This window comes from Chryseobacterium camelliae, assembly GCF_002770595.1.
Taxonomy (GTDB): Bacteria; Bacteroidota; Bacteroidia; order Flavobacteriales; family Weeksellaceae; genus Chryseobacterium; species Chryseobacterium camelliae.
Window position 1 is genome coordinate 644,379 of the sequence record NZ_CP022986.1, and the last position, 23,451, is coordinate 667,829.

The following is a 23,451-nucleotide window of genomic DNA, read 5'->3' on the forward strand; positions in this document are numbered from 1 at the left end:
TTATCTTACTTTACGATATTGATTTTGGAACCGTTATCCAGGTTGATCTGTCCGCTGGTAATCACCTGTTCGCCGCCTTTAAGGCCGCTTAAGATCTGAACTTTATCACCATATACTTTACCGGTCTGAACAGTAATTAATTTTGCGGTTCCGTTGTTGACAATAAACAGCTGTCCTGAGCTTACTCCATTCACGAAGGCTTCCGCAGGAACCGTCAGCATATTCTGGGTTTCAGCACCGTTGTTGGTTTTGAATGTTGCCGTAGCGTACATCCCGGCCTTCAGGTTTCCTCTGTTCTGCACCTCGATCTCTACGGGGAAATTTAAAGAAGCATCACTTTTAGGGGCGATGAAGGTAATCCTTCCGCTGAAAGAGTCATCCGGCAATACATTGACCTTGATCGGCACTTCCTGACCCAGCGCAATCCTTCCGATCTGGCTTTCATCCACGAGTACGGAAAGCTTCAGGGAATTGATGTTTACGATCTCGAACAATGCAGTTCCGGGAGCGACCACCATTCCGGGTTCCACCATTTTTTTGTTGATGGTACCGCTGATTCCGGCACGGATGCTTGCATCATTCACTCTTACACCCTGCGCACGAACTGCCGCCTGAGCATTTTTCAGCTGTAGCCTGGAGTTATCAAGCTGTTGTTTGGTAACCCCTCCGGTTTTGAAGGCATTTTCATACCGCTGGTTGTCTATGATGGCGTTCTGCAAATTGTTCTGAGCCTGGGCAACATCCACTTCAATCGCATCTTTCTTGATGGTTGCCAGCACCTGGCCGGCGCTTACTCTGGATCCTTCTTTTACCAGCACACTCACAATCCTTCCTGAAATTTCAGAGGACTGGTTAGACTCCTGCTTAGGGATAAAAGTTCCGTTAGCAGAATAATCCGTATCTATATTTTCTCTTGAAACGGTGATCACATTCACATTGATCTTGTCTACCTGCTTGGCTACTTCCTGTACCTCCTTCGTCTGTTTTTCTTTGTTACCTGCAATCTTGTATGCGGCTAAACCGACCAATACAGCTGCTACGATGATATATATTAAAGTTTTTTTCATTATAGTTTATTATGGGTTTTGTAATGTGTTCAGTTGTCCTTTTGCTTTGATGAGTTTTATTTCAGCCTGTTTATAATCCAGTAAGGCATTGGCATAATTCTGCTTGGCCTGTGTCAGCGCATTTTCAGTATCCAGTACTTCGGTGAGCGGTGCAAGACCATACTGGTAGTTAGACTGGGTATTCTTCTGTACCTTCTCGGCCAGTTCTACATTATCTTTCATGCTCTGGATGTTAATAATAGCATTCTCCATATTGCTGATGGCATTCTTATAGTCCAGGTCCAGGCTCTGTCTGGTATTGTTGATGTCCTGGTCAAGGTCCTGAATGTCAATTTCCGCCTGCTGGATCTGTGCTTTGGTGGAACCTCCCATGAAAATCGGGATTTTTATCGCCAGGCCGATGGATGCATAATCGCTCCAGTTGGTTCCCTGGGACGATCCTGTAAAATACGGGAATTTATTCCCCAGTCCCTGCCATCCGTAGTTCGCCTGGAGGCCTACTGTAGGATACAGCAAAGCTTCGGTAGCCTTTTTATTGTACTGCAAAAGCTCTCTCTGCTTGTTAAGTACCCTGATTTCGGAACGCTCTTCCAGATTCGCTGCGGTACTCAGCAAAGCCGGATTCGGTTCGATGGTTTTTTCTTCCAGTTCAATCGGGGTGCTGATCGGTATTCCCATATAGAATTTCAGGGCATTCTTGGAAACTTCCACCGCGTTTACCAATTGCTGCCTGTTTGATCCGATATTGGTGAGCTGGACGTTGGTACGGTCAAGGTCAATGGATTTCGCCAGCCCGTTATCCACGAGGCTTTTGATCACATTCCTCACCCTTTCCGTGTTGGCGTAACTTGATTCAACGGTTTTAAGGTTTTCCTCCTGTACGAATACCTGATAATAAGCGGTCGCTACATTTTCAATGATCTGCTCATTGGTAAGCTCTGAATTAAGGATGTAAAATTCCCTGGTTGATTTTGCCGCTTTAAGCCCTGTGAAAACCCTCTGGTCAAAAATGTTCTGATACAGTGATACAGAATTCACCGACTGCCATTTGGTTCCGAACGTTACCGGAATCATCTGTCCCGGCATACCAAGGATCTCTCCCGGAAGCACGGACTTCTGCAGAATCGGATTGAACGTATTGCTGATGTTGGCACTGATCTGCGGAAGTGCTCCGGCCCTTGCCTCATCAATCTTATATTCCGCTTTTTTCACCTGCAATGCTGCCTTTTTGGCTTCTGCCTTATTCTGGAGCGCCTGTTTAATAGCCTCCTGAAGAGACACCTGCTGCTGCGCAGAGATGGATGAAAAACCGAAAATCATAAATGCCGCGGCTATCCCTAGTCTGAGCCTTTTAGCAGTTATTCGTTTTCCTTTCATAATGTTATACTTCGTTTATTTTTTAATATAGTTGTGTTGTTTACAGTTTTTATTTCTAAAGGACGGTTCATTTCTTAAATTACTTTAACATTTTTTACTTTTTGAACAGCATATTGAGAATGATGTCTTTCCTTTCTGAAATAATCTTGTCGAATTCTTCTTCTCCGATCATCAGGTTTTCCATCAGCAAAGGCCGTATGGCACTTGGGAAAACCAACAGGGAAATCATGTTCAGGACAAACTGAATAGGTTTCATCTTTTCGATATTTCCCAATTCCATTTCGCTCTCAATATCTTTGTAAAGCTTTTCAAGCTCGCCTTCCTCAATATCCTTTTTATGGCAATTGCCCTTGTTGATCTGTGAAACAATGTAGGTTTCCAGATAAGGATACTGGAGACTTGTTGACAGGCTGCTTTCTATGAACTGGGCGATTTTTTCCTTAAAAGGCAGGTCCGAGTTCATAATGATATTGGACTTTTCATGTTCCACTTTGTGGGCCTCATCAAAAATGATCTGGATGAGGTTGTCCCGTGACCGGAAATAATAATTGATCAGTGTCCGGTTGACTCCTGCCTCGTCCGCAATTTCCTGCGTTGTAGCATCAAATTTCCCTTTAACAAAGAATAAATTCTTCGTGGTTTCTTTTATCAGTTCTTGCGTCTGGTCTTTTTTTGTTTGATTTGACATTTTTGTTAAACAAATTTGTGAAGCAAAATTAATTCAAATTTTATTTTTGACAAAATTGTTAAACAAAATTATTAAGAAAAAATAGTATGATATGCATCATGTTTTTTTAAAGCACGATAAAGTGTAAGATTTAAGGCATTATCCTGACTGTAATTCACAAAGAAAACCCGACAAAAGTATATTTTGTCGGGTTCAATACTATCGATTGAAAGAGAACAATTTTGATGTATCAATCCTTCTATTCTTTAAGAAGAGATGGCAAAATAGTACCCATGAATAAAAAAACCATGTGACAAGTCCGGGAATTTCCTGATCGTATTCTACCAACGTATTTTCAGCATGGATTATCGTCAGTTTCCGGACAACAGGTAATGGTTATGGCATTTAATATGGTGAATGAACAGGAGACTTTCAGTTTTGTATAGTACCAGCATCGCTTGTTACCGATCACGGGCGGTAACTTGCCAGATCCTTTTTCAGCCCGTTAGCTTGTCTCAGGTAATCGGTACTTTCCTGATCTTGATCCGGCTTGCCTGTTGCTTTGATCAGCTTTTCGTTCCTGTAGTAATACCTGGCTTCTGATAAAAGTTGAGGCTGTTTAAGGTATCCGTTTTTCCCGGCGGTCTGATATTTTTTCACATACACAAAAATCAGATGATTATGATCAAAAAAATATTCCGTCTGGTACTTCCATGCAGATACTCCTACCGAATATTCCATTTTCTTAAGTTCACCGTTTCTGTAAAACCCTTTAAGTTCAATCCCGTTATCCGTCACCCTGTTTTTGCCGGCAAAATATTCAGCGGGAACTGTTGTAACCGTGTAGTTTTTGGTTTTGGTAATCTGTTCGACAGATTTCCGGATCACCGTTACATCCTGGCCTGAGACTGAAACAGAAAAAACAACGGAGAGGATAAGGAATACATACCGCATCTTTTTTTATGGAAGATACAAAATAAAATCAGGCCGTAAGCCTTTCTTTATCTTATCCAGGTATCTGAATGACATACAAAAGAAACGGGCAGAAAACTCTGCCCGTTCTTTATAATAATCTTATCTTATCGTCTGAAAGATCAATGATCTTATCTTTATACAGTCCGCCAATGGCTTTCTTGAAATTCTTCTTGCTCATCTGCAGCTCATCTTTAATCTCTTCCGGACTCGACTGATCGGAAAGGTAAAGCAATCCGTAATTTTCTTCCAGCTTATCCAGGATCTTCTTTTTGAATTCATCTATATTTTCAAATCCTTCCGGCTGCAGGGAAACATCAATCTTTCCATCTTCCCGGATCGCTTTGATAAATCCTGTTTCTTCGGATAAAGGATAGAGCTTTTTAAAAACATCGGATGCATAGATCAGTCCGATATATTTTTTATTGATCACTACATTCCAGCCCAGTTCGCTTTCGTTCATCATGATCAGGTCTACTTTATCGCCTTTCTGAAACGGCAGATCCTGGTACTGCGGGTTCCTTTTGAATTTGGTAGTACCGGTAATCAGTTCAAGTTCATCATCGATATAAATGTGAACCAGGTATCTTTTTCCTTCAATAATCTTGGTTTTCTGCTGCTTATACGGGATAAACAGGTCTTTGATGATTCCCCAGTCCATAAATGCGCCGCTTGGCAGGCTCTGAACACAGCTCATCACCGCAAATTCCCCTACTTCCGCCAAAGGAACTTCAGTAGTAGCTTTCAGCTTACCGTCATCCTGATACACAAAAACTTCAATCTCATCATTGACTTCCTGTTCATCGCGGATGAAAATTTTAGGTAAAAAAGCCTTCTCGCCGGAATCATCCGTTAAGATCCATCCTGAAGTGTTCTTTTCTGAAATTGTTAAAGTCTGTGTCTTTCCCGGTTGCATAGATGAAAAAATTAGCTGACAAAGGTACGGAAATAATCGTAAGTTTAGAATATGGAATTTAGAGCAACATTCTTCAAAAAATCATCATCACTATCTATGGCTGCCAGAATTATTAAATTTTTAAATCCTTCAATCCTTAAATTTTTTAATTTTTAAATCTTCAGATCCTACCAGTATTCCAATAAAAGAGCTACCATTCCCATAACGACAGCCATAATCCTTAAATCCTTAAATCTTTAAATTTTTAAATTCTACTCTATAACCCAACAAAAAAGCCACCGTCAATACAACGGCAGCTTACTTTTATATACTTAAGTTTTTAAACTTCAAAACCTTACATATGGATCGGTCTCTTCGCCGTAGCATCCAGTGCAGCTTCCTTGATGGCTTCAGCATAGGTAGGGTGAGCGTGGGAGCTTCTCGCAATATCTTCTGCGCTGGCACGGAACTCCATGGCAATTACGCCTTCTGCAATAAGGTCAGCCGCTCTTGCGCCAACGATGTGCATTCCCAGGACTTCATCCGTTTTTTCATCAGCAATGATTTTTACCAGACCGTCTACATCACCGCTTGCACGGCTTCTTCCCAAAGCTCTCATCGGGAAAGAGCCTACTTTATAGGATACGCCTGCTTCTTTAAGCTGCTCTTCGGTCTTCCCTACTCCTGCAACTTCCGGCCATGTATAGACAACACCGGGAATCAGGTCATAATTGATGTGAGGTTTCTGGCCTGCTAATGTTTCAGCGACAAATACGCCTTCCTCTTCTGCTTTGTGAGCTAGCATGGCGCCTTTAATGACGTCCCCTATCGCATAGATATTGGCAACATTGGTCTGTAAATGGTCATTCACCTTTACTCTTCCTCTTTCATCAAGTTCAACCCCTGCTTTTTCAAGACCAACACCGTCGGTAAACGGTTTCCTGCCTACGGAAACCAGGCAGTAGTCACCTTCTACGATTACTTCTTCCCCTTTTTTATCTTTTGCGGTAATCTTTACGGTATCCCCATTTCTTTCAACAGCAGAAACTGCGGTGGATAGCATAAACTTCATACCCTGCTTTTTAAGCACTTTAAGAAGCTCTTTGCTCAGAGTACCATCCATTCCAGGAATAATTTTATCCATGAACTCAACCACGGTCACCTGGGCACCTAATCTCAGGTACACAGATCCTAATTCAAGACCGATTACACCGCCGCCGATCACGACCAGATGCTTAGGAATTTCTTTAAGGTTCAGTGCTTCAGTAGAAGTGATCACCCTTTCCTTATCCAAAGTAATGAAAGGAAGAGAAGATGGCTTGGAGCCTGTTGCGATGATGGTATATTTGGATTCGATGGTTTCAGATGAACCGTCGTTTTTGGTTACTTTGATCTGAGTAGCGGATTCAAAGCTTCCCACACCTTCAAAAACGGTAATTTTGTTTTTGTTCATCAGGTAGCTGATCCCGTCTGTATTCTGCTTGATAACCTCATTCTTACGTTCAACCATTCTGGCAAGGTCTGCCTTAGGCTCATTGATAATGATCCCGTGGCCGGCAAAATTATGCTTGGCATTCTCGAAATGCTCGGAACTGTCCAGAAGCGCTTTGGATGGGATACACCCTACGTTAAGGCAGGTTCCTCCCAGGGTTGGATATTTCTCGATAATGGCAGTATTGAAGCCCAATTGTGCGGCACGGATGGCCGCTACATAACCACCGGGACCTGAACCGATTACGGTAACATCGAATTGACTCATGTTATTGTATGAATTTGTTTATTATTATCTTACTTGATCTTACAAATTTACTGATTAATTACCACCTGAGAAAGTGAGAGCTGTCCAAATTTCGCGATGGCCAGCTGATGCTTACAGGAAGTGCTAACAAAGATCCTTGATGTCTTTATATTTTTCAATAATTTCCAGGCATTTTCTGTAAAGCAAATCCCTGTACTTTTCATCCACGGCTTTTAACTTCCTGTCCAGCCGTTCGAGAAAATCCTTACTGTATAATTGCCTTTCCTGTCCGACAGGATGAGACTGAATTTCAAGGTAATATTTCCTGAATATGCTCAGATCAAGGTCTTCTAATGCTCTGATGTCCTCAATCCTTCCTGAAAGGTAATTCATTTTAAAAAATCCGGAATGCATATCAATCTGATGAGTGGTAATGGCAATAGCATTGGAACGCAATTTTTTAATCAGCCGGTTCCTCTTTAAGGTATCCAATTCGTTCATTACGTCTAATGCTGATCAGCCAAGATTGATCTTTCCCTCACCAATGGCACCCGTACTGTTAAAAAATGAGCCTCCGTACAGATACCATTCCAGGCTTTCCAGGTAGTCTACCGTATTTTCAGGCGTGATGGCCGGACGCTCCTTTTTAGACACAATCCCCCTATACCATCTTCCGGAGTTGGAAAAATGCTCATATTCGAGAAGGTAATGTATCCAGATCCTCTGGCAAAGTTTGCATTGCAGAATGCTTACTTCGGCATGTCTTCCGTCGGTATTGTCAGTTCCCAATGCTGAACTTCTGAAATCATGATGGCTGAAAGGCGGCTTTTCGCAGGCACATCCCAGCTTCGGTATTTTTTTCATTGAATGATTTAATTTTTGCTCAAATATAAGAAATGAGCGGTACTGCATTCCGCAATATTATTTTTTTGTCAGGTCCAGCAAAGCTTTCTCATACTGATCCAGAATAATATGTTTTGAAAACCTTGACCGTATGGAGCGCTGAATGGCTTCATGGTTGTGCTCAGCCTGCAATGCCTGAATGATCCTTTGTGCAAATTCATCGTGGTTGCTGATATCACAGATTTCCCCGTTAACAGATTCCTGAATAATCTCATTGATGCCTCCCGGACAGTTATTGACCAACGCATAGGTCCCGCAGGCTCCCGCTTCCAGAAGCACGTTGGGAAAGCCTTCATACCTTGATGAAAGCACAAATAAATCCGCATATTTGAGAAATTTATAGGGATTATCCTGCCGCCCGTGGAAAATCACGTTTTTCAGTCCCATGAACTCTTTCATCTGATGCAGCAATTCCCGGTCTTTGCCGTCACCGAGGATATGCAGAAGGATATTTTCATTGTCCAGCCTGGAAAATACTTTCAGGAGACTGTCAAATCCTTTCCGTGCAGACAGGTTTCCGATGGCGACTACATTCTTATAGTTGTATTTGAAGCATGAAGGCTTTTCTGAAACGGACAGCTTCGCATCGATAAATTCAAAATCGACAGGATTATTGATCTTAACGATCTTATCCCGGCTGATGCCGAAATGGTCTATCAGGTCATGCTTCATGTCATTACTCTGGGCGATGATCCGATGGTAATTGTTGTAGAAATTGTAAAAAAACCTGATTTCCTTACGCTGAATATGTTCGGAAACCACATTGGTTTCCCTGGCAATGAATTTCACCTTGGGGAAAATTTTAATGAATAAGGACAGGTAAGCATTCACTTCCCCGAATCCGGAGAAAACAATATCCGGCCTCCTCCTGTAGATTTCTTTCAGGATCGGTTTTAGGGAATGCCTGATCCTGGGAGTCTGGATAGCGATGATCTCTACATCTTTTTTTACCAGGTCGAGGTAGCCTCCTTCTTTTCGCAGGAGCAGTATTTTTGGCTCAAAAAGATCCCGGGAAAGGTGGTTGGCAAGAGTCGTTACAATCCTTTCCGCACCTCCGGTTTCCAGGTCTGGCAATATAAATATGATGGAAATCTTCTTCATGCCTATAAAAACCTTCCGGGAAGGAATAGGTTCTGTTTTAAATTAGTTTGCTACATCACTGATGAACTTAATCCTGAGCATCCTCACTTCCTCATCAGACAGTTCATCGCCAAACTCGTCAAGCAGCACTTTCATGCTGTCACTTTCAGATTCGTTCATGAATTCCATGAACCCGTCCACGATATCCTCATCAAAATTATCCTCGATATAATAATCGATATTCAGTTTGGTTCCCTGGTAGACAATACGTTCCATTTCTTTCAGGAGTTCGTCCATCGAAAGGTTTTTAGCCCGGGCAATATCTTCAAGATCGATCTTTTTATCGGTACTCTGGATAATGAAAACCTTATGGCTGGATTTATTGGCCACCTGCTTCAGCACCATGTCCTGGGTACGTTCTATGTTATTTTCTTCGACATAGGCTTTAATAAAATCGGCAAATTCTTTTCCGTACTTCTTAGCTTTTCCTTCGCCTACCCCGTAAATTTTGTTAATTTCTTCCAGGTTTACCGGATACTGTACGGTCATGTCTTCCAGGCTCGGGTCCATAAAAACCGTATAAGGCGGAATCCCGTATTTTTTAGCTACTTTTTTCCTCAGTTCCTTAAGCTGGCTGAACAGGTTCTGATCCAGCCCTCCTCCGGCCTGCATCTGGGTCTGTTCACTCTCGGCACGGGTCTGGTTCAGGTCAAACTCACGGTCTTCTGCAATCAGGAATGTTTCTTTGTTCTTATGATCAATTACCTGCCTGCCTTTATCTGAGATTTTCAGCACGCCGTAGGTTTCAATATCCTTTAAAAGGAATCCCTGCACGGTTGCCTGGCGCAATATGGTTTTCCAGTAATTGTCCTTTTCGTCCTTTCCGAATCCGAACTGGGAATGCTGTTCCAGTTTGTACGATTTCGTCACGGCGGTCTCTTTTCCTACGATGACGGAAATAAGGTCTTTTGATTTGAACTTCTCGCCGGTATCCCGGATCAGTTCAAGCACCTTTTCGAGATCGGAAGTAGCGTCTTTGAGTTTTGGAGGATTGGATACGTTATCACACATCCTTGCTCCGTCTCCATTGACCGGATCAAAGTTTTCCCCGAAATAATACAGGATGTACTGCCTCCTGCTCATGGAAGTTTCCGCATACCCTACCACTTCGTTCAGCAGCTGGAGTCCGATTTCCCTTTCCGAAACGGGTTTCTGGGCCAGGAATTTTTCCAGCTTTTCGATATCCTTGGGATCATAAAAAGCAAGGCAATAGCCTTCTCCGCCGTCCCTTCCGGCACGTCCGGTTTCCTGGTAATAACTTTCCAGGGATTTCGGGAAGTCGTAATGGATCACAAACCGTACATCCGGTTTATCAATTCCCATACCGAAGGCAATGGTAGCCACAATAACGTCCACTTCTTCCATCAGGAACTTATCCTGATTGGTTACCCGCATCTTTTGGTCAAGTCCTGCATGATACGGAAGGGCATTGATGCCGTTCACCTGGAGAAGCTGGGCAAATTCTTCCACCTTTCTCCGGCTGAGGCAATATACAATTCCGGATTTCCCTTTATGCTGATTGATAAACCTGACAATTTCTTTATCGACATTTACTTTCGGCCGTACTTCATAATACAGATTGGGACGGTTAAAGCTTTCTTTGAACACCTGTGCATTGGTCATGCCTAAAGTTTTCTGGATATCGTCCTGGACTTTAGGCGTAGCGGTTGCCGTAAGGGCAATGACAGGCACATCGGCAATCCTGTCGATGATCGTTTTAAGGTTCCTGTACTCCGGACGGAAGTCGTGCCCCCATTCAGAGATACAGTGTGCTTCATCAATAGCGAAGAAGGAAATTTTCACTTCCTTCAGAAAATCAAGGTAATCTTCTTTGATCAGAGATTCAGGGGCAACGTACAAAAGTTTCGTTTTTCCTTTTTTAATATCGTCAAAAACCTGTTTGGTCTGAGTTTTGTTTAATGATGAATTCAGTACATGGGCAACCCCTTCTTCAGATGAAAGCCCGTTAACAGCATCCACCTGGTTCTTCATCAATGCGATGAGGGGCGATACCACAATAGCGGTGCCTTCTGAAATTAACGCCGGCAATTGATAGCATAATGATTTACCTCCGCCTGTAGGCATGAGAACAAATATATCGTTTCCATCCAAAAGGTTTTCTATGATTTGCTCCTGCTGACCCTTGAAAGTTGAAAAACCGAAATATTTCTTCAGCTCGCCGGATAAATTGGCTTTTTTTGCGTTCATCTAATTTTCTATTGCTAAATTTGCATCTATTCCAAAGTTAATAAATTTTTGTCTAAAATAAAAGCGAACGAATTTATAAAAAATAAAATTTATATAAAATTTCCTTTTAATGTTATAACATTTTTTACTGGAATTTTTATATACCCAAACGTATGAAAATGGAAAAAGACGGCATTATCTCAATAGCGAAAAATACCCTGGACATAGAAATCTCAGAACTTCAGAAATTAAAGAACAGGCTGGATGACGAATTTGTAAAAGCCGTTGACATCATCCGGTCCGCACAGGGGAAACTCATCATTGTAGGCATCGGAAAGTCGGCCCATGTGGCTAATAAAATCGTCGCTACCCTTAATTCTACCGGTACTCCATCCCAGTTCCTGCATGCTTCCGAAGCCATTCACGGAGATTTGGGTGTAATCCAGAAGAGCGATGTCGTACTCTGCATTTCCAATTCAGGGAATTCACCTGAAATCATCAATCTGCTGCCTTACCTTAAAAATTATTCTTCAGCCCTGATCGGCATGACCGGCAACAGGAACAGCAAGCTTGCTGAATTTTCCGAAGTGATCCTGGATACGCATGTGGACACAGAAGCCTGCCCGAACCAGCTGGCCCCTACAAGCTCCACCACTTTACAGATGGCATTAGGCGATGCGCTGGCGATCGTACTGATGGAGCTTAACGGCTTCAAAGCCCATGATTTCGCCAAATTCCATCCGGGCGGAAGCCTCGGCAAGAACCTCTTGGCCAGAGTGAGCGATTTCCTTTCTTCCCAGAAACCACAGGTTGCCGAAACGGCATCCATCAGGGATGTCATTATTTCTATCAGTGGCTCAAGGCACGGAATTACCGTGGTCACCCGGGAAGATGAAATTATTGGTGTGATTACCGATGGGGACCTTAGAAGGATGCTGATGAAAGGCGAAGACCTTTCCACCATCACGGCCAGGGAAATTATGTCGCAGAATCCTAAGACCATTGAAAAAGATGCGCTTGCGCGTGAAGCCCTCAGGATTCTTAAAGACAACAACATCGGACAGCTTGTGGTAACGGAAAACGGAAAATATTTCGGGATCATCGATCTCCATAAATTACTGGACGAAGGCATCAATTAAGCACGAAACAAGCAGTTCCGGACCACGGTACACCATCGGTGAATACAATCATTAACATAGCTGGCCTTTTTTCTGTGATATCGTGCGCAACGTGCTGCTTAATAAGAACTTTTTTTCATACATTTGGGTCTTAAAAATTGTATTCTGTGAGTGAGGGAAAAGAAATGTCTTTTTGGGGGCATATCGGGGAACTAAGGGGTCATCTGATCCGTTCAATCCTGGCAATTGTGGTTGCTGCGTTTGTTATTGGTTTCAATATCAACTGGATCATGGACCATATCTTTTTCGGTCCTACGCGTAATGACTTCCCTACGTTCAGGGTAGTCAATCATTTCTCCAGAATGATTCTGGGTGAAGACAGCATCCATCTGCCGAAAGATTTCCCTGTGCGTGTACAGAGGCTTTACCAGCAGTTCAATGTGATGATGGCCGTATCTATCTTCGGAGGTATCGTGGCGGCTTTCCCATATATTGTATGGGAATTATGGAGGTTCATAAGCCCTGCCCTGCATCCTAAAGAAAGAAAAAATTCTATATTCATCATCAATTCCGTATGGATTCTTTTTATGGTCGGTGTATTATGCGGATATTTCCTGATCCTGCCGTTTGCCGTGAATTTCGGGGTAATTTTCAAGATTTCGGATATCATTGTTCCACTGTATGACCTGAGTGATTATACCACATTGTTTTTACAGGTTATCTTGGGGATGGGCATTATCTTCCTTTTCCCGGTACTGATATACTTCCTGACTACATTAGGCATTCTGACACCGACATTCATGAAAACCTACCGTCGCCATGCGATCGTACTGATCATGGTCGTAGCAGCAATCATTACCCCTGCAGATGTTTTAAGCATGATCATGGCAGCACTGCCGCTGATCATCCTCTATGAATTCAGCATTATGATGTGTGCCTATACGCATAAAAAGCTCCAGAAAGCAGCTGCCAATCTACCGGCTGTACAAGAATAACTGATCAGATCAGAATTAAAACAGATCCCGCAGGCACCTGCGGGATTTTTTATTGCATCCTGATGCCGGTATTTCCTCTTGGCAAAACGAGATTACATGAATTAATTTTATATTTTTGGTTGTATTATTTAATTGCAATGAAAAAGCTGACTTTTACGCTTGTTTTAATTTCAGGACTCGCCTTCGGGCAATTGTCCGAAAAAAACAAGGTCTTTACCCGACAGGATACCCTAAAAGGATCAAATACAAAATTCCGTGATTTCTGGGACGTTAAAAAGTATGACCTGTCCGTTGAACCTGATTTTGAAGCCAAAAGCATCAGGGGTAACAATATAATCAGCTTGCAGATTACTAAGGACATTGCCAATCCTGTCTTTCAGATCGACCTCCAGCAGCCAATGAAGGCCGATAAGGTTGAAGCCTCATTCCCGATGGAATATAAACAGGATGGTGACTTTATTTTTATTACCGCTAAAAAAACCTTCAAAAAAGGGGAACAATATACCATTACTGTACAGTATTCCGGAAATCCCAGGATTGCCAAAATGCCGCCTTGGGACGGCGGATGGGTATTCACCAGGGATGAAAAGGGAAATCCGTGGATGAGCGTTGCCGACGAAGGTATCGGTGCTTCCGTCTGGCTTCCTACCAAAGATATCTGGAGCGATGAGCCGGACCAGGGCATGATTATGAAAATTATTGCCCCGAAAGGCCTAATAGGTGTAGGAAACGGCAGGCTGACCAGTACGAAAACAGATGGCGATAAAACTATCTATACCTGGGAAGTGAAAAACCCGATCAATGCGTATTCCATCATCCCGAGCATTGGTAAATATACCAACTTCAAGGATACCTTTAAAGGCGAGAAAGGCAAGCTGGACCTGGATTACTGGGTACTCGACTATAATATTGACAAGGCTAAAAAACAGTTCCGGCAGGTACAACCGATGCTTTCCGCTTTTGAATACTGGTTCGGCCCCTATCCTTTTTATGAGGATTCCTACAAATTGGTGGAAACCCCTTATCTCGGCATGGAACACCAGAGCAACGTAGGATATGGAAACGGATATCAAAACGGATACTTAGGAAGGGATCTTTCGGGAACGGGAGTCGGGCTTAACTGGGATTTCATCATCATCCATGAAAGCGGGCACGAATGGTTTGCCAACAATATAACGGCAAAAGACCAGGCGGATATGTGGATCCATGAAAGCTTTACGAATTATTCTGAAGTTCTGTTTACCGAACGGTATATGGATAAAAAGTCAGCAGAAGCCTATGCGTTGGGAATCAGGAAACTTATTCAGAACGATACTCCGATTATCGGTAAATACGGTGTGCGGAATGAAGGCAGCGGAGATATGTATCCCAAAGGCGCAAGCATGATCCATACCATCCGCCAGGTTATTAATGATGATGAAAAATTCAGGCAGATCTTAAGGGGGCTGAATAAGGATTTCTATCACCAGACCGTAAGCACACAGCAGGTAGAGCAATACATCTCTAAAAAGTCGGGTATTGATTTTTCTACGGTATTCAGCCAATACCTGAGAACGACCAAAATTCCTGTCCTGGAATATTCGCAGAAAGGAGAAGCACTGACATTCCGGTACACGAATGCCATTAAAAATTTCAGGCTCCCGATAAGGACAGAGTCCGGAGAGACAATCAACCCTACTGAAAACTGGCAGACCGTGAAACTCAACAGCGGAACACCCGTAAGCTTCAATAAAAACTACTATATCAACTATAAAAAAGTTCAGTAGCCGACTGGTTATTTAAAGTCGATCCGTTACAGGATTTGCTTTCTTTTTTTCATCAATACCGGCAAATAGGTGACCTTTATTGATGTTTGATGATCAAAATTAAGAAAACTTTAATATTCTTTCTGTAACAAAAATATAATTTAACCAACTTACTCAATAAATGTAATCTCAATGAAAAAATTAGCACTGAGTGCAGGTATACTGGCCGCTTTCTGGGCCCATGCACAGTCTGTAAAGACGACCATAGACCTTGTGAACGTAAAGGATGACAAAGTGGCCGTGACCATGGAGTTTCCTGCCATGAAAACCGGGGATGTCAAGTTCCATTTCCCTAAAACGGTTCCCGGAACGTATTCGGAAGATGATTACGGAAGGTTTATCGAGGGAATTAAGTTTTATGACCGTAAAGGAAAAGAGCTTACCTATACAAAAGTCGATGACAATACTTATGCCCTGAAAAATGCACAGGCCCTGAACAAGGTTACATATCTGGTGAATGACAGTTTTGATGACGAAATGGATGCCTCCAAGCATAAAGCGGTTTTCTCACCGTCCGGAACGGACATCGAGGAAGGGAAAGTATACCTGATCAATACCCATGGGTTTATCGGGTATATTGACAATATGCAGGATGTACCTTACCAGCTGGTGATTCAGAAGCCCGCCGATTTCTACGGAACCACTGCTCTGGTTGACCAAGATAAATCTGATGCTACCGATACTTATACGCTGGCCAACTATGCGAAAGTAACGGACTCTCCGCTGATGTATACCAAACCGGATTATATTACCTTCAATGCAGGGGGAATGGATCTTGTCCTGGGTATCTATTCGCCTTCGGGAACGTATAAAGCCGCAGATTTCAAAGACAACCTGGAAAAAATGGTGGTTGCGCAGAAAAAATTCCTGGGCGACATGAACACCAACAAAAAATATGCGATCATGCTGTATCTGGCAGGTCCGCAGGGTCCTCAGATCAAAGGTTTCGGAGCATTGGAGCATCATGAGTCTACCAGCGTTGTATTGCCGGAAATGATGCCGAAAGACATGATCGACAAGACACTTACCGACGTGGTATCCCATGAGTTTTTCCATACCGTAAATCCGCTGAAGACCCATTCTGAGGAAATCCATTATTTTGATTATGCCAATCCTAAAATGTCGCAGCACCTGTGGATGTATGAAGGAGGAACGGAATATTTCGCCAACCTGTTCCAGATACAGGAAGGACTGATCGATAAGAATGAGTTCCTGAAAAGGATGAATGAGAAGATCACGAACTCCAAGAACTATGATGACACCATGCCGTTTACGGTCATGAGCAAAAATATCCTGAAAGAGCCTTATAAAGACCAGTACAGGAATGTATATGAAAAAGGAGCGCTTCTGGCCATGTGCATGGATATCGAGCTCAGGAAACTTTCCAATGGCGAAATGGGCTACCGGGATATGATCCGTAAATTATCCCAGCGTTTCGGTGAAAACAAGCCTTTCAAGGATGACAAACTGATTGACGAGCTGGTAACCATTACCGGGTATCCGCAGGTGAAGGATTTTTATAACAAATATATTGCAGGCAACCAGCCTACGCCTTACCAGCAATACCTCAGCATGGTAGGTGTAGAGGTAAAAAAGCAGGAAACTCCGCCGGTATTCTGGTTTATCAAGGATCCTAACCAAACGGGATATAACGAAAAGAACAAGACGTTTATTTTCGATGAGAATTCACCGCTCTCCCCTTTCTCAAAGAGTATCGGGTTTAAGATTACGGATGAGGTCCTTGCGCTGGACGGTAAAACTGTGAATATCCAGAATGTACAGGAGTTCATCAATTATTCCAAGACGATCAAGGAAGGACAGCCGGTTACGGTAACTGTTTTAAGAAAGAACGGTGATAAGACGGATAAAATTGAACTGAAAGGAAAAGCCATCTTAGATAAGCTGACGATGGAAACGCTGGAATGGAAAGAAACCCCTAGTCCGGAAGAGCAGAAGCTGCGCGATCAGTGGCTGACCGGTAAGAAATAACCGGACCCGATATCCATATACATATAAAAGCAGGGAAATGATCCCTGCTTTTTGTTTTTTTATGATTTCCTGATGGTAATCCTGAATGTTGTCCCTTTTCCCACCTCCGTATGGGCAATCCTGATATCGCCGTTGTGGTATTCCTGTACCACTCTTTTTGCTAGTGAAAGGCCCAGTCCCCATCCCCTTTTCTTGGTAGAATACCCCGGTTTGAAAGCATTGGATGCCTGCCTTTTGGTCATGCCGGTTCCGGTATCTTTCACTTCAACCAGGATATTTTTATTCTTCTCAAATACGGACATGATCAGTGTTCCTTCTCCTTTCATGGCATCTACTGCATTTTTTACCAGGTTTTCAATCACCCAGCTCATTAGGATTTTATTATGTGGCACCTGGATGTCATAAGCCGGAAGCTGAAGGCTGAAATTAACTTTTCTTGAAATCCTGGTTTTCAGGTAATCGTAATTGTCCTGTATGGTGGTATTGAAATTCCTGTCGTTAAGTTCGGGAACAGAGCCGATTTTGGAAAACCTTTCCGAGATGGTCCGGAGCCTTTCAATATCTTTTTCGATTTCATAGACCCCTTCGGAATCCGGATGTTCCAGTTTCATGATCTCGATCCATCCGATCATAGAAGATAAAGGTGTCCCGATCTGATGGGCGGTTTCCTTGGCAAGGCCTGCCCAAAGATAACCTTCATCAGTCTTTTTAATCGTCCTCAGGAACCAGAAAGAAAAAAGGAAATAGCTTAAGATAAAAAATCCCAGGATATATGGGGAATACCTAAGGTTGTTCAGTAACCTGGAGTTATCATAATACACAAACTGATTATTCTGGTTGGGAAATTTCAGTTCGATAGGCGGATAATGCTGCGCCATCTGTTTGGCCATCAGGATAATCTCCTTAGGGTCATTTTCAATTTCCCGGGGAATATTTTTAGAATCGATAATCTGGTCCTCTTTATCGAGGATAATGACCGGAATAGTGGTATTTGAACTGTAGATCTGCAGGATTAGCGACTGGATTTCCAGGCTTGGCGTGGTTACCTCCTGCTGAAATTTCAGGGCGCTTACCAGAATATCCACCCTTTTGATTTCTTCTTTCCTGAGGAAATTGAACAGGATGGTTGAGGCGATGACAATAGTAACTACCACGACCGTCATCAGGGAAAAAATGATCCAGTTATTTAACCGTGCTAAAATGGATTTTCTCAAAACATTTTTTATTTTAATACATTCAGGATTTTCTGGAGTTCGGTACTGCCGCTGCCCTGGTAATTATTGATAATAATGGAAAACACATATTTCTTTCCGTCACCTGCTGTCTGATAGCCTGCGTAGGATTTGGTATCTCGCATGGTGCCGCTTTTCATTTTCATTCCGTTGTCCTGAACCGGGAACCCGTCGTAATAGGCTTCAAACCAGGGCTGTTTTTTAGCATACAGCAGGGCCTGCACTTCTGCTTTGGCAGAAACGTAGTTTTGCGGAGAGAGACCACTGCCGTCTGCAAAATTAATCATATTCCCGTTGATCCCTTTGGACCTCCAGAATTCCTTAAGATACGCTACGCCGCTTTTAAAAGAAGGATTACCGGTTTTCTCCTTTGCCAGTGTCTTGATCAGCGTTTCTCCGTATAAATTGATACTTTTACGCAGGAACCAGTAAATAATATTTTTTAAAGGTGGTGATTGATACGTGAAAACGATGTGTTTTTTCTCATCCGATGGTATTGTTTCGCCATCCGCCTCCATGCGGGAAACTGTTTTAACCTTTCCTGAATATTCAATCCCCGACTCCTTTAGCCACTGCCTGATCTCCACACCCAGTTGCAACGGAGGGTCCGGTGTTGCCCCTGATACGGTCACCGTTTTTGCGGCAGGTAATGTCCCGTTGATCAGTGCCACATCGGAATGCGGCGCAGTAAAAATAAGGCTGTGGTCTGAATTTCCGTCGGCCTTCAGGTCATTAAGCCACCTGACGCCTTCAAGCGGGTAAGAAAAACTTCTGAACTCAGTTCCTTTGATGTTGATATCAAACTGGTTTTCGCGCCAGTTGATTCCCCATACGCCGGCGCCGTAATAATTCCCGAGGTCATCCCATGGCCATCCGCCCGGAATGGTCTGATGATCAAAGTAAGAATCATCAATGATCAGGTCACCGGTAATTTTGGTGATTCCTGAATTATGAAGGGCTTCAATCAGCTTCTTCTTGAACTGTTCCGGCTTATAGCCGTCATACCGCCAGCTTCCTAAGGTAGGATCTCCGTTGGAGCTCACAAAGAGATTCCCATTGAGCACCTGATTGGCAATCTTCCCGGAATGGCTGACCGTTGTCGTATAGGTGTAATTGCTGCCTAATATTTCCAGGGCGGCCGCTGCCGTAAAAATCTTCTGTGTGGAGGCGGTGGAAAGCCCGCGGTTCCCGTTATACTCATAGACTTTGTTTCCGCTTTCATCGGAGACATAGAATGACAGGCCGGATGAAACTGCGGCCGGAGAATCCATCAGGCTCATGGTGGCTTTCTCAAGCTTCTGTGCGGTATCCTGGGCAAAAACGGCCTGTGCAGAACACATCAGGACTATAAAAGTCTTCTTCATGAAAATTTCAGATTAAATTATGCTTTCATCCAAATGTAATAAAAATTAAAAGACAGAAATGGCATATCCATGACTACAGATGACTGCATTATATAAAGATATAAGATTTACAATTCACTTCCCGGACCTATTTCATAGGGTTCTTTTCCGGGTTCGAAAATCCGTGTCAGTTCACTTCCTTCAACCGTTATCGTATTTCCTTTTCTCCTGATCCAGTTGCCTTCACGCAATCCTACCACCTTAAGGTTATTTTGGGTAAGGAACTCCCGGATTCTGGTTTCCCGGGTCTCACCATTGTGCTTTAATCCCGGATCCGGATCCAGGTAATGAGGGTTGAGGTTAAAGGGAACCAGCCCCATACAGTCGAAGCTCGACGGATATACGATTGGCATATCATTCGTCGTTTTCATATTCTGTCCCCCGATATTGCTTCCGGCACTGCAGCCGAGATACGGCTTCCCGCTTTCTATGTTTTGCTTAAGAAGCTTCATCAGGCCCTCTTCATGAAGGGTTTTAACCAGCAGGAAAGTATTTCCGCCTCCGGTAAAAAAAGCCAGGGCATGATCGACAGCCTGTTTCATGTCTTCAAATTCGTGCAGTCCCTTAACTTTTATATTCAGGGTTTCAAAAAACGCCCTGGCTTTTGCCGTATAGTCGTCATGGGAAATCCCGCCGGGCCTGGCAAACGGGATGAATACAAGTTCATCAATCCCGGTGTAGAGATCAGTTAATTCTTCCCGTAAATATTCCAGATAAGAGCCTCCGTATAAAGTAGAGGTTGATGCCAGTATGATATTCATATAGTGTAATTGCATTAGATTGCCTCACAAAGATAGCCAGGATCGGCATGAATCAAAAATTAATATAAAAAAATATGTCAACCCGTTAATATTTTCTAAAAAAGCTTAAGGGTTCTAAATTTAATTTTTTTAATAGGATTTTTATTGGTTACCTTTAATCAAGTTTTAAAAATATAGGAATTATGAAAATGAATAGAATGAACAGCAAAAACCTTTTATTAGGACTCATGCTAACCGGAGGTGCATTTTTTGCACAGGCACAGAATACACAGACAGATACTGCTGCTGCAGCCACGAACACCACTGCTGCGGTACAGCAAACCCCGGCTGGTTCCGGAATCGATGATCTGAAAAAGAAAATCGAAGCCAACCCGAAAGATATGGAATCCATGGCAAAACTGGCTACTGCATATCAGGATGCATCAGACTGGACCAATGCCATTGATACCTGGAAAAAGATATCAGCCATCTTACCCGACTGGGCACCGTCATACTATAGCCAGGCATATGCCTATCAGTCTGCCAAGGACGATGCCAATGCAAAAATCGCTTACGAAAAGTATATTGCAACTGTGAAGCCCGGAGAGGTAGAACAGAATAAGAAAAATTTAGCCTATGCTTATTTTTACCTGGCCTTTACCGAACAGCAGAGCAATAAAGATAAGGCTAAAGAGCATATCGCCAAATCCTTACAATACGATCCTTCCAATCAGGATGCCTTAAAGCTCAGCAAAGCTTTAAATTCATAAACAAAGAGATCCGGAAAGCTCCGGATCTCTTTGTTTTAACGTATTCTATCCTCATCAACTTTAATTTGAGAGCTTAGATTTTACCGGCTGTAGATGGAAATTAGGCGTAAAGCTTTCGCAAATTAATTTCCCACTCAGGAAGGAATGTTTATCTTTGCACCAATAAATCTAATAGAACGAATGAAATTTTTTATTGACACTGCTAACTTAGAGCAAATCAGAGAGGCTAAAGACCTTGGAATCCTTGACGGAGTAACCACTAACCCATCGCTTATGGCGAAAGAAGGTATTCAGGGTGCTGAAGCGATTAAAAATCATTATAAAGCAATCTGCGAAATCGTAGATGGTGATATTTCTGCGGAAGTTCTTTCGACGACTTATGAAGAAATGATCAAGGAAGGTGACGAACTGGCTGCTATCCATCCGAATATTGTTGTAAAGATCCCAATGATCAAAGACGGGATCAAAGCATTAAAATATTTTTCCGATAAAGGGATCAAAACCAACTGTACGCTGATTTTCTCTCCGGGACAGGCACTTCTTGCTGCCAAAGCAGGAGCCACCTATGTTTCTCCGTTCTTAGGAAGACTGGATGATATTTCTACAGACGGACTGAACCTGATCCAGGAAATCCGACTTATTTTCGATAACTATATGTACGAAACGGAAATTTTAGCAGCTTCTATCCGTCATTCAATGCACATCATCGACTGTGCGAAGATTGGTGCGGACGTGATCACGTCACCACTGCCTCCGATCTTGAGCCTTCTGAAGCATCCTTTAACAGAAAGCGGGCTGGCTCAGTTTATTGCAGATTCACAGAAACTGGCTTAATTTTATAGCAAGATAAAAAAAGATTCCGGCGAAACTTCGTTTCGCCGGAATCTTTTTTTATGGCTCAATCATCTTGACCACTTTGCAGGGATTGCCTACGGCTACGGCATGATCAGGAATATCCTTTGTTACCACGCTGCCGGCACCAATGACTGCATTATTGCCTATGGTAATCCCGGGAAGTACGACCACATTCCCTCCGAACCAAACATTATCCCCGACTTTGATCGGACGGGCGTATTCCAGCCCTTCATTACGCTGCTTTGCATCCAGAGGATGCCCTGCGGTATAAAAGCTGCAGTTGGGTCCTATAAATGCATTATCCCCGAAGCTGACTTCAGCACAATCCAGGATCACCAGGTTATGGTTGGCATAAAAATTTTCTCCGAGCCTGATATTGTATCCGTAGTCGCACCAAAAAGAAGGTTCAATGCAGATGTTGGTTTTTGAATCTGGAATAATCGCCTTAATCAGCCGGCTCCGTCCTTCCGTATCCGTATTTTTCAATTGGTTGTATTCCAGGCACAGGTCTTTGCAAGCCATACGTTCCTTAATCAGTTCCGGATCATAATTGGCATTGTACAGCAACCCTTGTGCACATTTTTCTTTTTCTGTCATAACAAGGTAATTCAATATTAATGGGTGTTCTGATGACTAAAGATAAAAAAACAGGCGGAAATAATCTGCCTGTTTCATATTAAAATACCTGTATTAACGGTATAAATCCGGTTCTATAGGATTATTATCCTTGGCCAGCCTCTCTTTGGTACTCTTCTCCATTGCCCGCAATACCTGGTTGGGATCGGAAATTTCTTTTCCGCTGGCATCTTTGAATTTGAACGTCATTTTCATGTCACCGTTACCCGCCATCATCTGCCTCATATTCTTTGAAGGATCATTCACATAAGCTTTCCATACTTTTCTGAACTGGTCTTCGGTAACCTCGATCTCTTTTCCGCCCACTCCAAGCATCACCATTCCGGCAGGCAGCTTGAATTCCGCGTCCGATGAAGGATTTTGTATTTTCTTATTCCCGACCAGTGTCATGATATGGGAACCGGTGGTGTCTTCCATCTTTACGATCAGTCCCGGCAACCCGTAAAATTTATAAGGGCCATCCTGAAAAGGGATCTCGGCAGTGAACCAGGCTATCCAGTCTCTTCCGCCATAGGATGTGGTGGCCTTCTGTGCCATATATTCTCCTATTTTCTGCTTGTCGGGAAGGATCTTCCAGACAAGTTTCTGGTCTTCTTTCACTTTATACTGGTCCGTAGATATTTTGGTTGACAGGTAAGTCCTGAAATCGGGATAGTCCTTGACTACCTTATAATTTATCTGGCCGGGTTTATCATGCCTGTTGATTTGAATGTTTCCCGATCCTGATTTAGTCTGTTTTTCAACATCAGCGACAATGGTAGAATCTGAGATAAATTTGTCATAGCTGTAATAGCTGGAGCCTTTGGGAGTGATATCCAGCTGCATCATTTCTTTTTTTACATCATCTTTGTTGTTGACATCGGGGATAAACTTGTATTCGTAAAAGAACCGGTTGGTCTGTGCCTGAACAAATGCGCTGAATACAACAAACAGCAGAACTGTGTTTTTCATGAGTGTATGGA

General features: G+C 42.9%; 21 protein-coding genes. 6 read left to right on the forward strand and 15 right to left on the reverse strand.

The genetic code is table 11. The features are described from left to right. Positions 1-5 precede the first annotated feature (5 nt). The 10 genes from CGB83_RS02945 to recQ all read right to left on the reverse strand — a co-directional run bounded on the left by CGB83_RS02945 (position 6) and on the right by recQ (position 10,967). Positions 6-1,067, reverse strand: coding sequence for an efflux RND transporter periplasmic adaptor subunit (locus CGB83_RS02945; RefSeq protein ID WP_100074444.1), 1,062 nt, complete (start codon positions 1,065-1,067; stop codon positions 6-8). Between the two features lie 9 nt (positions 1,068-1,076). Beyond that, on the reverse strand, positions 1,077-2,444 hold the full coding sequence (locus CGB83_RS02950; RefSeq protein WP_100074445.1) for a TolC family protein: 1,368 nt from the start codon (positions 2,442-2,444) through the stop codon (positions 1,077-1,079). A 94-nt stretch (positions 2,445-2,538) separates the two neighbouring features. Then, positions 2,539-3,132 carry a TetR/AcrR family transcriptional regulator gene (locus CGB83_RS02955; RefSeq protein WP_100074446.1) on the reverse strand — a complete coding sequence of 198 codons (594 nt, stop codon included), beginning with the start codon at positions 3,130-3,132 and terminating at the stop codon, positions 2,539-2,541. A 447-nt stretch (positions 3,133-3,579) separates the two neighbouring features. Further along, positions 3,580-4,065 carry a hypothetical protein gene (locus CGB83_RS02960; RefSeq protein WP_100074447.1) on the reverse strand — a complete coding sequence of 162 codons (486 nt, stop codon included), beginning with the start codon at positions 4,063-4,065 and terminating at the stop codon, positions 3,580-3,582. Between the two features lie 109 nt (positions 4,066-4,174). Beyond that, positions 4,175-4,999, reverse strand: coding sequence for a CvfB family protein (locus tag CGB83_RS02965; protein ID WP_100074448.1), 825 nt, complete (start codon positions 4,997-4,999; stop codon positions 4,175-4,177). A 334-nt stretch (positions 5,000-5,333) separates the two neighbouring features. Beyond that, positions 5,334-6,737, reverse strand: coding sequence for a dihydrolipoyl dehydrogenase (gene lpdA, locus CGB83_RS02970; RefSeq protein ID WP_100074449.1), 1,404 nt, complete (start codon positions 6,735-6,737; stop codon positions 5,334-5,336). A gap of 123 nt (positions 6,738-6,860) precedes the next feature. Then, positions 6,861-7,217: a DUF2489 domain-containing protein gene (locus tag CGB83_RS02975; protein WP_100074450.1), complete on the reverse strand. Its 357-nt coding sequence runs from the start codon at positions 7,215-7,217 to the stop codon at positions 6,861-6,863. Positions 7,218-7,232: 15 nt separating this feature from the next. Beyond that, positions 7,233-7,580 carry a hypothetical protein gene (locus CGB83_RS02980; protein ID WP_100074451.1) on the reverse strand — a complete coding sequence of 116 codons (348 nt, stop codon included), beginning with the start codon at positions 7,578-7,580 and terminating at the stop codon, positions 7,233-7,235. Between the two features lie 57 nt (positions 7,581-7,637). Next, a complete protein-coding gene (locus CGB83_RS02985) occupies positions 7,638-8,720 on the reverse strand; it encodes a glycosyltransferase (RefSeq protein WP_100074452.1) in 1,083 nt (360 codons plus the stop codon). Positions 8,721-8,762: 42 nt separating this feature from the next. Next, the gene (gene recQ, locus CGB83_RS02990; protein WP_100074453.1) at positions 8,763-10,967 is read right to left on the reverse strand and encodes a DNA helicase RecQ; all 2,205 of its coding nucleotides are present in this window, start codon (positions 10,965-10,967) and stop codon (positions 8,763-8,765) included. Between the two features lie 158 nt (positions 10,968-11,125). Here recQ and CGB83_RS02995 point away from each other — a divergent pair, with 158 nt between their 5' ends. From CGB83_RS02995 to CGB83_RS03010, 4 genes are all read left to right on the forward strand, one after another. After that, positions 11,126-12,085, forward strand: a complete 960-nt coding sequence (locus CGB83_RS02995; protein ID WP_100077472.1) for a KpsF/GutQ family sugar-phosphate isomerase — start codon at positions 11,126-11,128, stop codon at positions 12,083-12,085. Between the two features lie 146 nt (positions 12,086-12,231). Then, complete coding sequence (gene tatC, locus CGB83_RS03000; protein WP_172954674.1) at positions 12,232-13,059, forward strand: twin-arginine translocase subunit TatC; 828 nt, start codon at positions 12,232-12,234, stop codon at positions 13,057-13,059. A gap of 137 nt (positions 13,060-13,196) precedes the next feature. Next, complete coding sequence (locus tag CGB83_RS03005) at positions 13,197-14,825, forward strand: M1 family metallopeptidase (protein ID WP_100074454.1); 1,629 nt, start codon at positions 13,197-13,199, stop codon at positions 14,823-14,825. Positions 14,826-14,996: 171 nt separating this feature from the next. After that, complete coding sequence (locus CGB83_RS03010) at positions 14,997-16,853, forward strand: M61 family metallopeptidase (protein ID WP_100074455.1); 1,857 nt, start codon at positions 14,997-14,999, stop codon at positions 16,851-16,853. Between the two features lie 59 nt (positions 16,854-16,912). Here the strand turns inward: CGB83_RS03010 and CGB83_RS03015 are convergent, their stop codons facing one another. The 3 genes from CGB83_RS03015 to pepE form a co-directional block, all read right to left on the reverse strand. Further along, positions 16,913-18,067: a sensor histidine kinase gene (locus tag CGB83_RS03015; RefSeq protein WP_100074456.1), complete on the reverse strand. Its 1,155-nt coding sequence runs from the start codon at positions 18,065-18,067 to the stop codon at positions 16,913-16,915. 8 nt (positions 18,068-18,075) lie between these two features. Continuing rightward, entirely contained in the window at positions 18,076-19,449 is a 1,374-nt protein-coding gene (gene dacB, locus CGB83_RS03020; RefSeq protein WP_100074457.1) for a D-alanyl-D-alanine carboxypeptidase/D-alanyl-D-alanine endopeptidase, read from the reverse strand. Between the two features lie 107 nt (positions 19,450-19,556). Continuing rightward, positions 19,557-20,249, reverse strand: a complete 693-nt coding sequence (gene pepE / locus CGB83_RS03025) for a dipeptidase PepE (RefSeq protein ID WP_100074458.1) — start codon at positions 20,247-20,249, stop codon at positions 19,557-19,559. Positions 20,250-20,431: 182 nt separating this feature from the next. Here pepE and CGB83_RS03030 point away from each other — a divergent pair, with 182 nt between their 5' ends. Then, on the forward strand, positions 20,432-20,998 hold the full coding sequence (locus tag CGB83_RS03030) for a hypothetical protein (RefSeq protein ID WP_100074459.1): 567 nt from the start codon (positions 20,432-20,434) through the stop codon (positions 20,996-20,998). A 180-nt stretch (positions 20,999-21,178) separates the two neighbouring features. Further along, on the forward strand, positions 21,179-21,832 hold the full coding sequence (fsa, locus tag CGB83_RS03035; protein WP_100074460.1) for a fructose-6-phosphate aldolase: 654 nt from the start codon (positions 21,179-21,181) through the stop codon (positions 21,830-21,832). A gap of 57 nt (positions 21,833-21,889) precedes the next feature. Here the strand turns inward: fsa and CGB83_RS03040 are convergent, their stop codons facing one another. Together CGB83_RS03040 and CGB83_RS03045 are read right to left on the reverse strand one after the other, a co-directional pair. After that, positions 21,890-22,450: a sugar O-acetyltransferase gene (locus CGB83_RS03040; RefSeq protein ID WP_100074461.1), complete on the reverse strand. Its 561-nt coding sequence runs from the start codon at positions 22,448-22,450 to the stop codon at positions 21,890-21,892. A 93-nt stretch (positions 22,451-22,543) separates the two neighbouring features. Continuing rightward, entirely contained in the window at positions 22,544-23,440 is an 897-nt protein-coding gene (locus CGB83_RS03045; protein ID WP_100074462.1) for a GLPGLI family protein, read from the reverse strand. Between the last annotated feature and the right edge of the window lie 11 nt (positions 23,441-23,451).

Excerpts from the sequence above, each read along its gene's own strand:
- CGB83_RS02955 (WP_100074446.1), bottom strand. The coding sequence starts at position 3,132 with ATGTCAAATCAAACAAAAAAAGACCAGACGCAAGAACTGATAAAAGAA.
- CGB83_RS02960 (WP_100074447.1), bottom strand. The coding sequence starts at position 4,065 with ATGCGGTATGTATTCCTTATCCTCTCCGTTGTTTTTTCTGTTTCAGTC.
- CGB83_RS02965 (WP_100074448.1), bottom strand. The coding sequence starts at position 4,999 with ATGCAACCGGGAAAGACACAGACTTTAACAATTTCAGAAAAGAACACT.
- CGB83_RS02950 (WP_100074445.1), bottom strand. The coding sequence starts at position 2,444 with ATGAAAGGAAAACGAATAACTGCTAAAAGGCTCAGACTAGGGATAGCC.
- recQ (WP_100074453.1), bottom strand. The coding sequence starts at position 10,967 with ATGAACGCAAAAAAAGCCAATTTATCCGGCGAGCTGAAGAAATATTTC.
- CGB83_RS03005 (WP_100074454.1), top strand. The coding sequence starts at position 13,197 with ATGAAAAAGCTGACTTTTACGCTTGTTTTAATTTCAGGACTCGCCTTC.
- CGB83_RS02985 (WP_100074452.1), bottom strand. The coding sequence starts at position 8,720 with ATGAAGAAGATTTCCATCATATTTATATTGCCAGACCTGGAAACCGGA.
- CGB83_RS03040 (WP_100074461.1), bottom strand. The coding sequence starts at position 22,450 with ATGACAGAAAAAGAAAAATGTGCACAAGGGTTGCTGTACAATGCCAAT.
- CGB83_RS03010 (WP_100074455.1), top strand. The coding sequence starts at position 14,997 with ATGAAAAAATTAGCACTGAGTGCAGGTATACTGGCCGCTTTCTGGGCC.
- CGB83_RS02995 (WP_100077472.1), top strand. The coding sequence starts at position 11,126 with ATGGAAAAAGACGGCATTATCTCAATAGCGAAAAATACCCTGGACATA.
- dacB (WP_100074457.1), bottom strand. The coding sequence starts at position 19,449 with ATGAAGAAGACTTTTATAGTCCTGATGTGTTCTGCACAGGCCGTTTTT.
- fsa (WP_100074460.1), top strand. The coding sequence starts at position 21,179 with ATGAAATTTTTTATTGACACTGCTAACTTAGAGCAAATCAGAGAGGCT.
- CGB83_RS03045 (WP_100074462.1), bottom strand. The coding sequence starts at position 23,440 with ATGAAAAACACAGTTCTGCTGTTTGTTGTATTCAGCGCATTTGTTCAG.
- CGB83_RS02980 (WP_100074451.1), bottom strand. The coding sequence starts at position 7,580 with ATGAAAAAAATACCGAAGCTGGGATGTGCCTGCGAAAAGCCGCCTTTC.
- CGB83_RS03030 (WP_100074459.1), top strand. The coding sequence starts at position 20,432 with ATGAAAATGAATAGAATGAACAGCAAAAACCTTTTATTAGGACTCATG.
- CGB83_RS02975 (WP_100074450.1), bottom strand. The coding sequence starts at position 7,217 with ATGAACGAATTGGATACCTTAAAGAGGAACCGGCTGATTAAAAAATTG.
- lpdA (WP_100074449.1), bottom strand. The coding sequence starts at position 6,737 with ATGAGTCAATTCGATGTTACCGTAATCGGTTCAGGTCCCGGTGGTTAT.
- pepE (WP_100074458.1), bottom strand. The coding sequence starts at position 20,249 with ATGAATATCATACTGGCATCAACCTCTACTTTATACGGAGGCTCTTAT.
- CGB83_RS02945 (WP_100074444.1), bottom strand. The coding sequence starts at position 1,067 with ATGAAAAAAACTTTAATATATATCATCGTAGCAGCTGTATTGGTCGGT.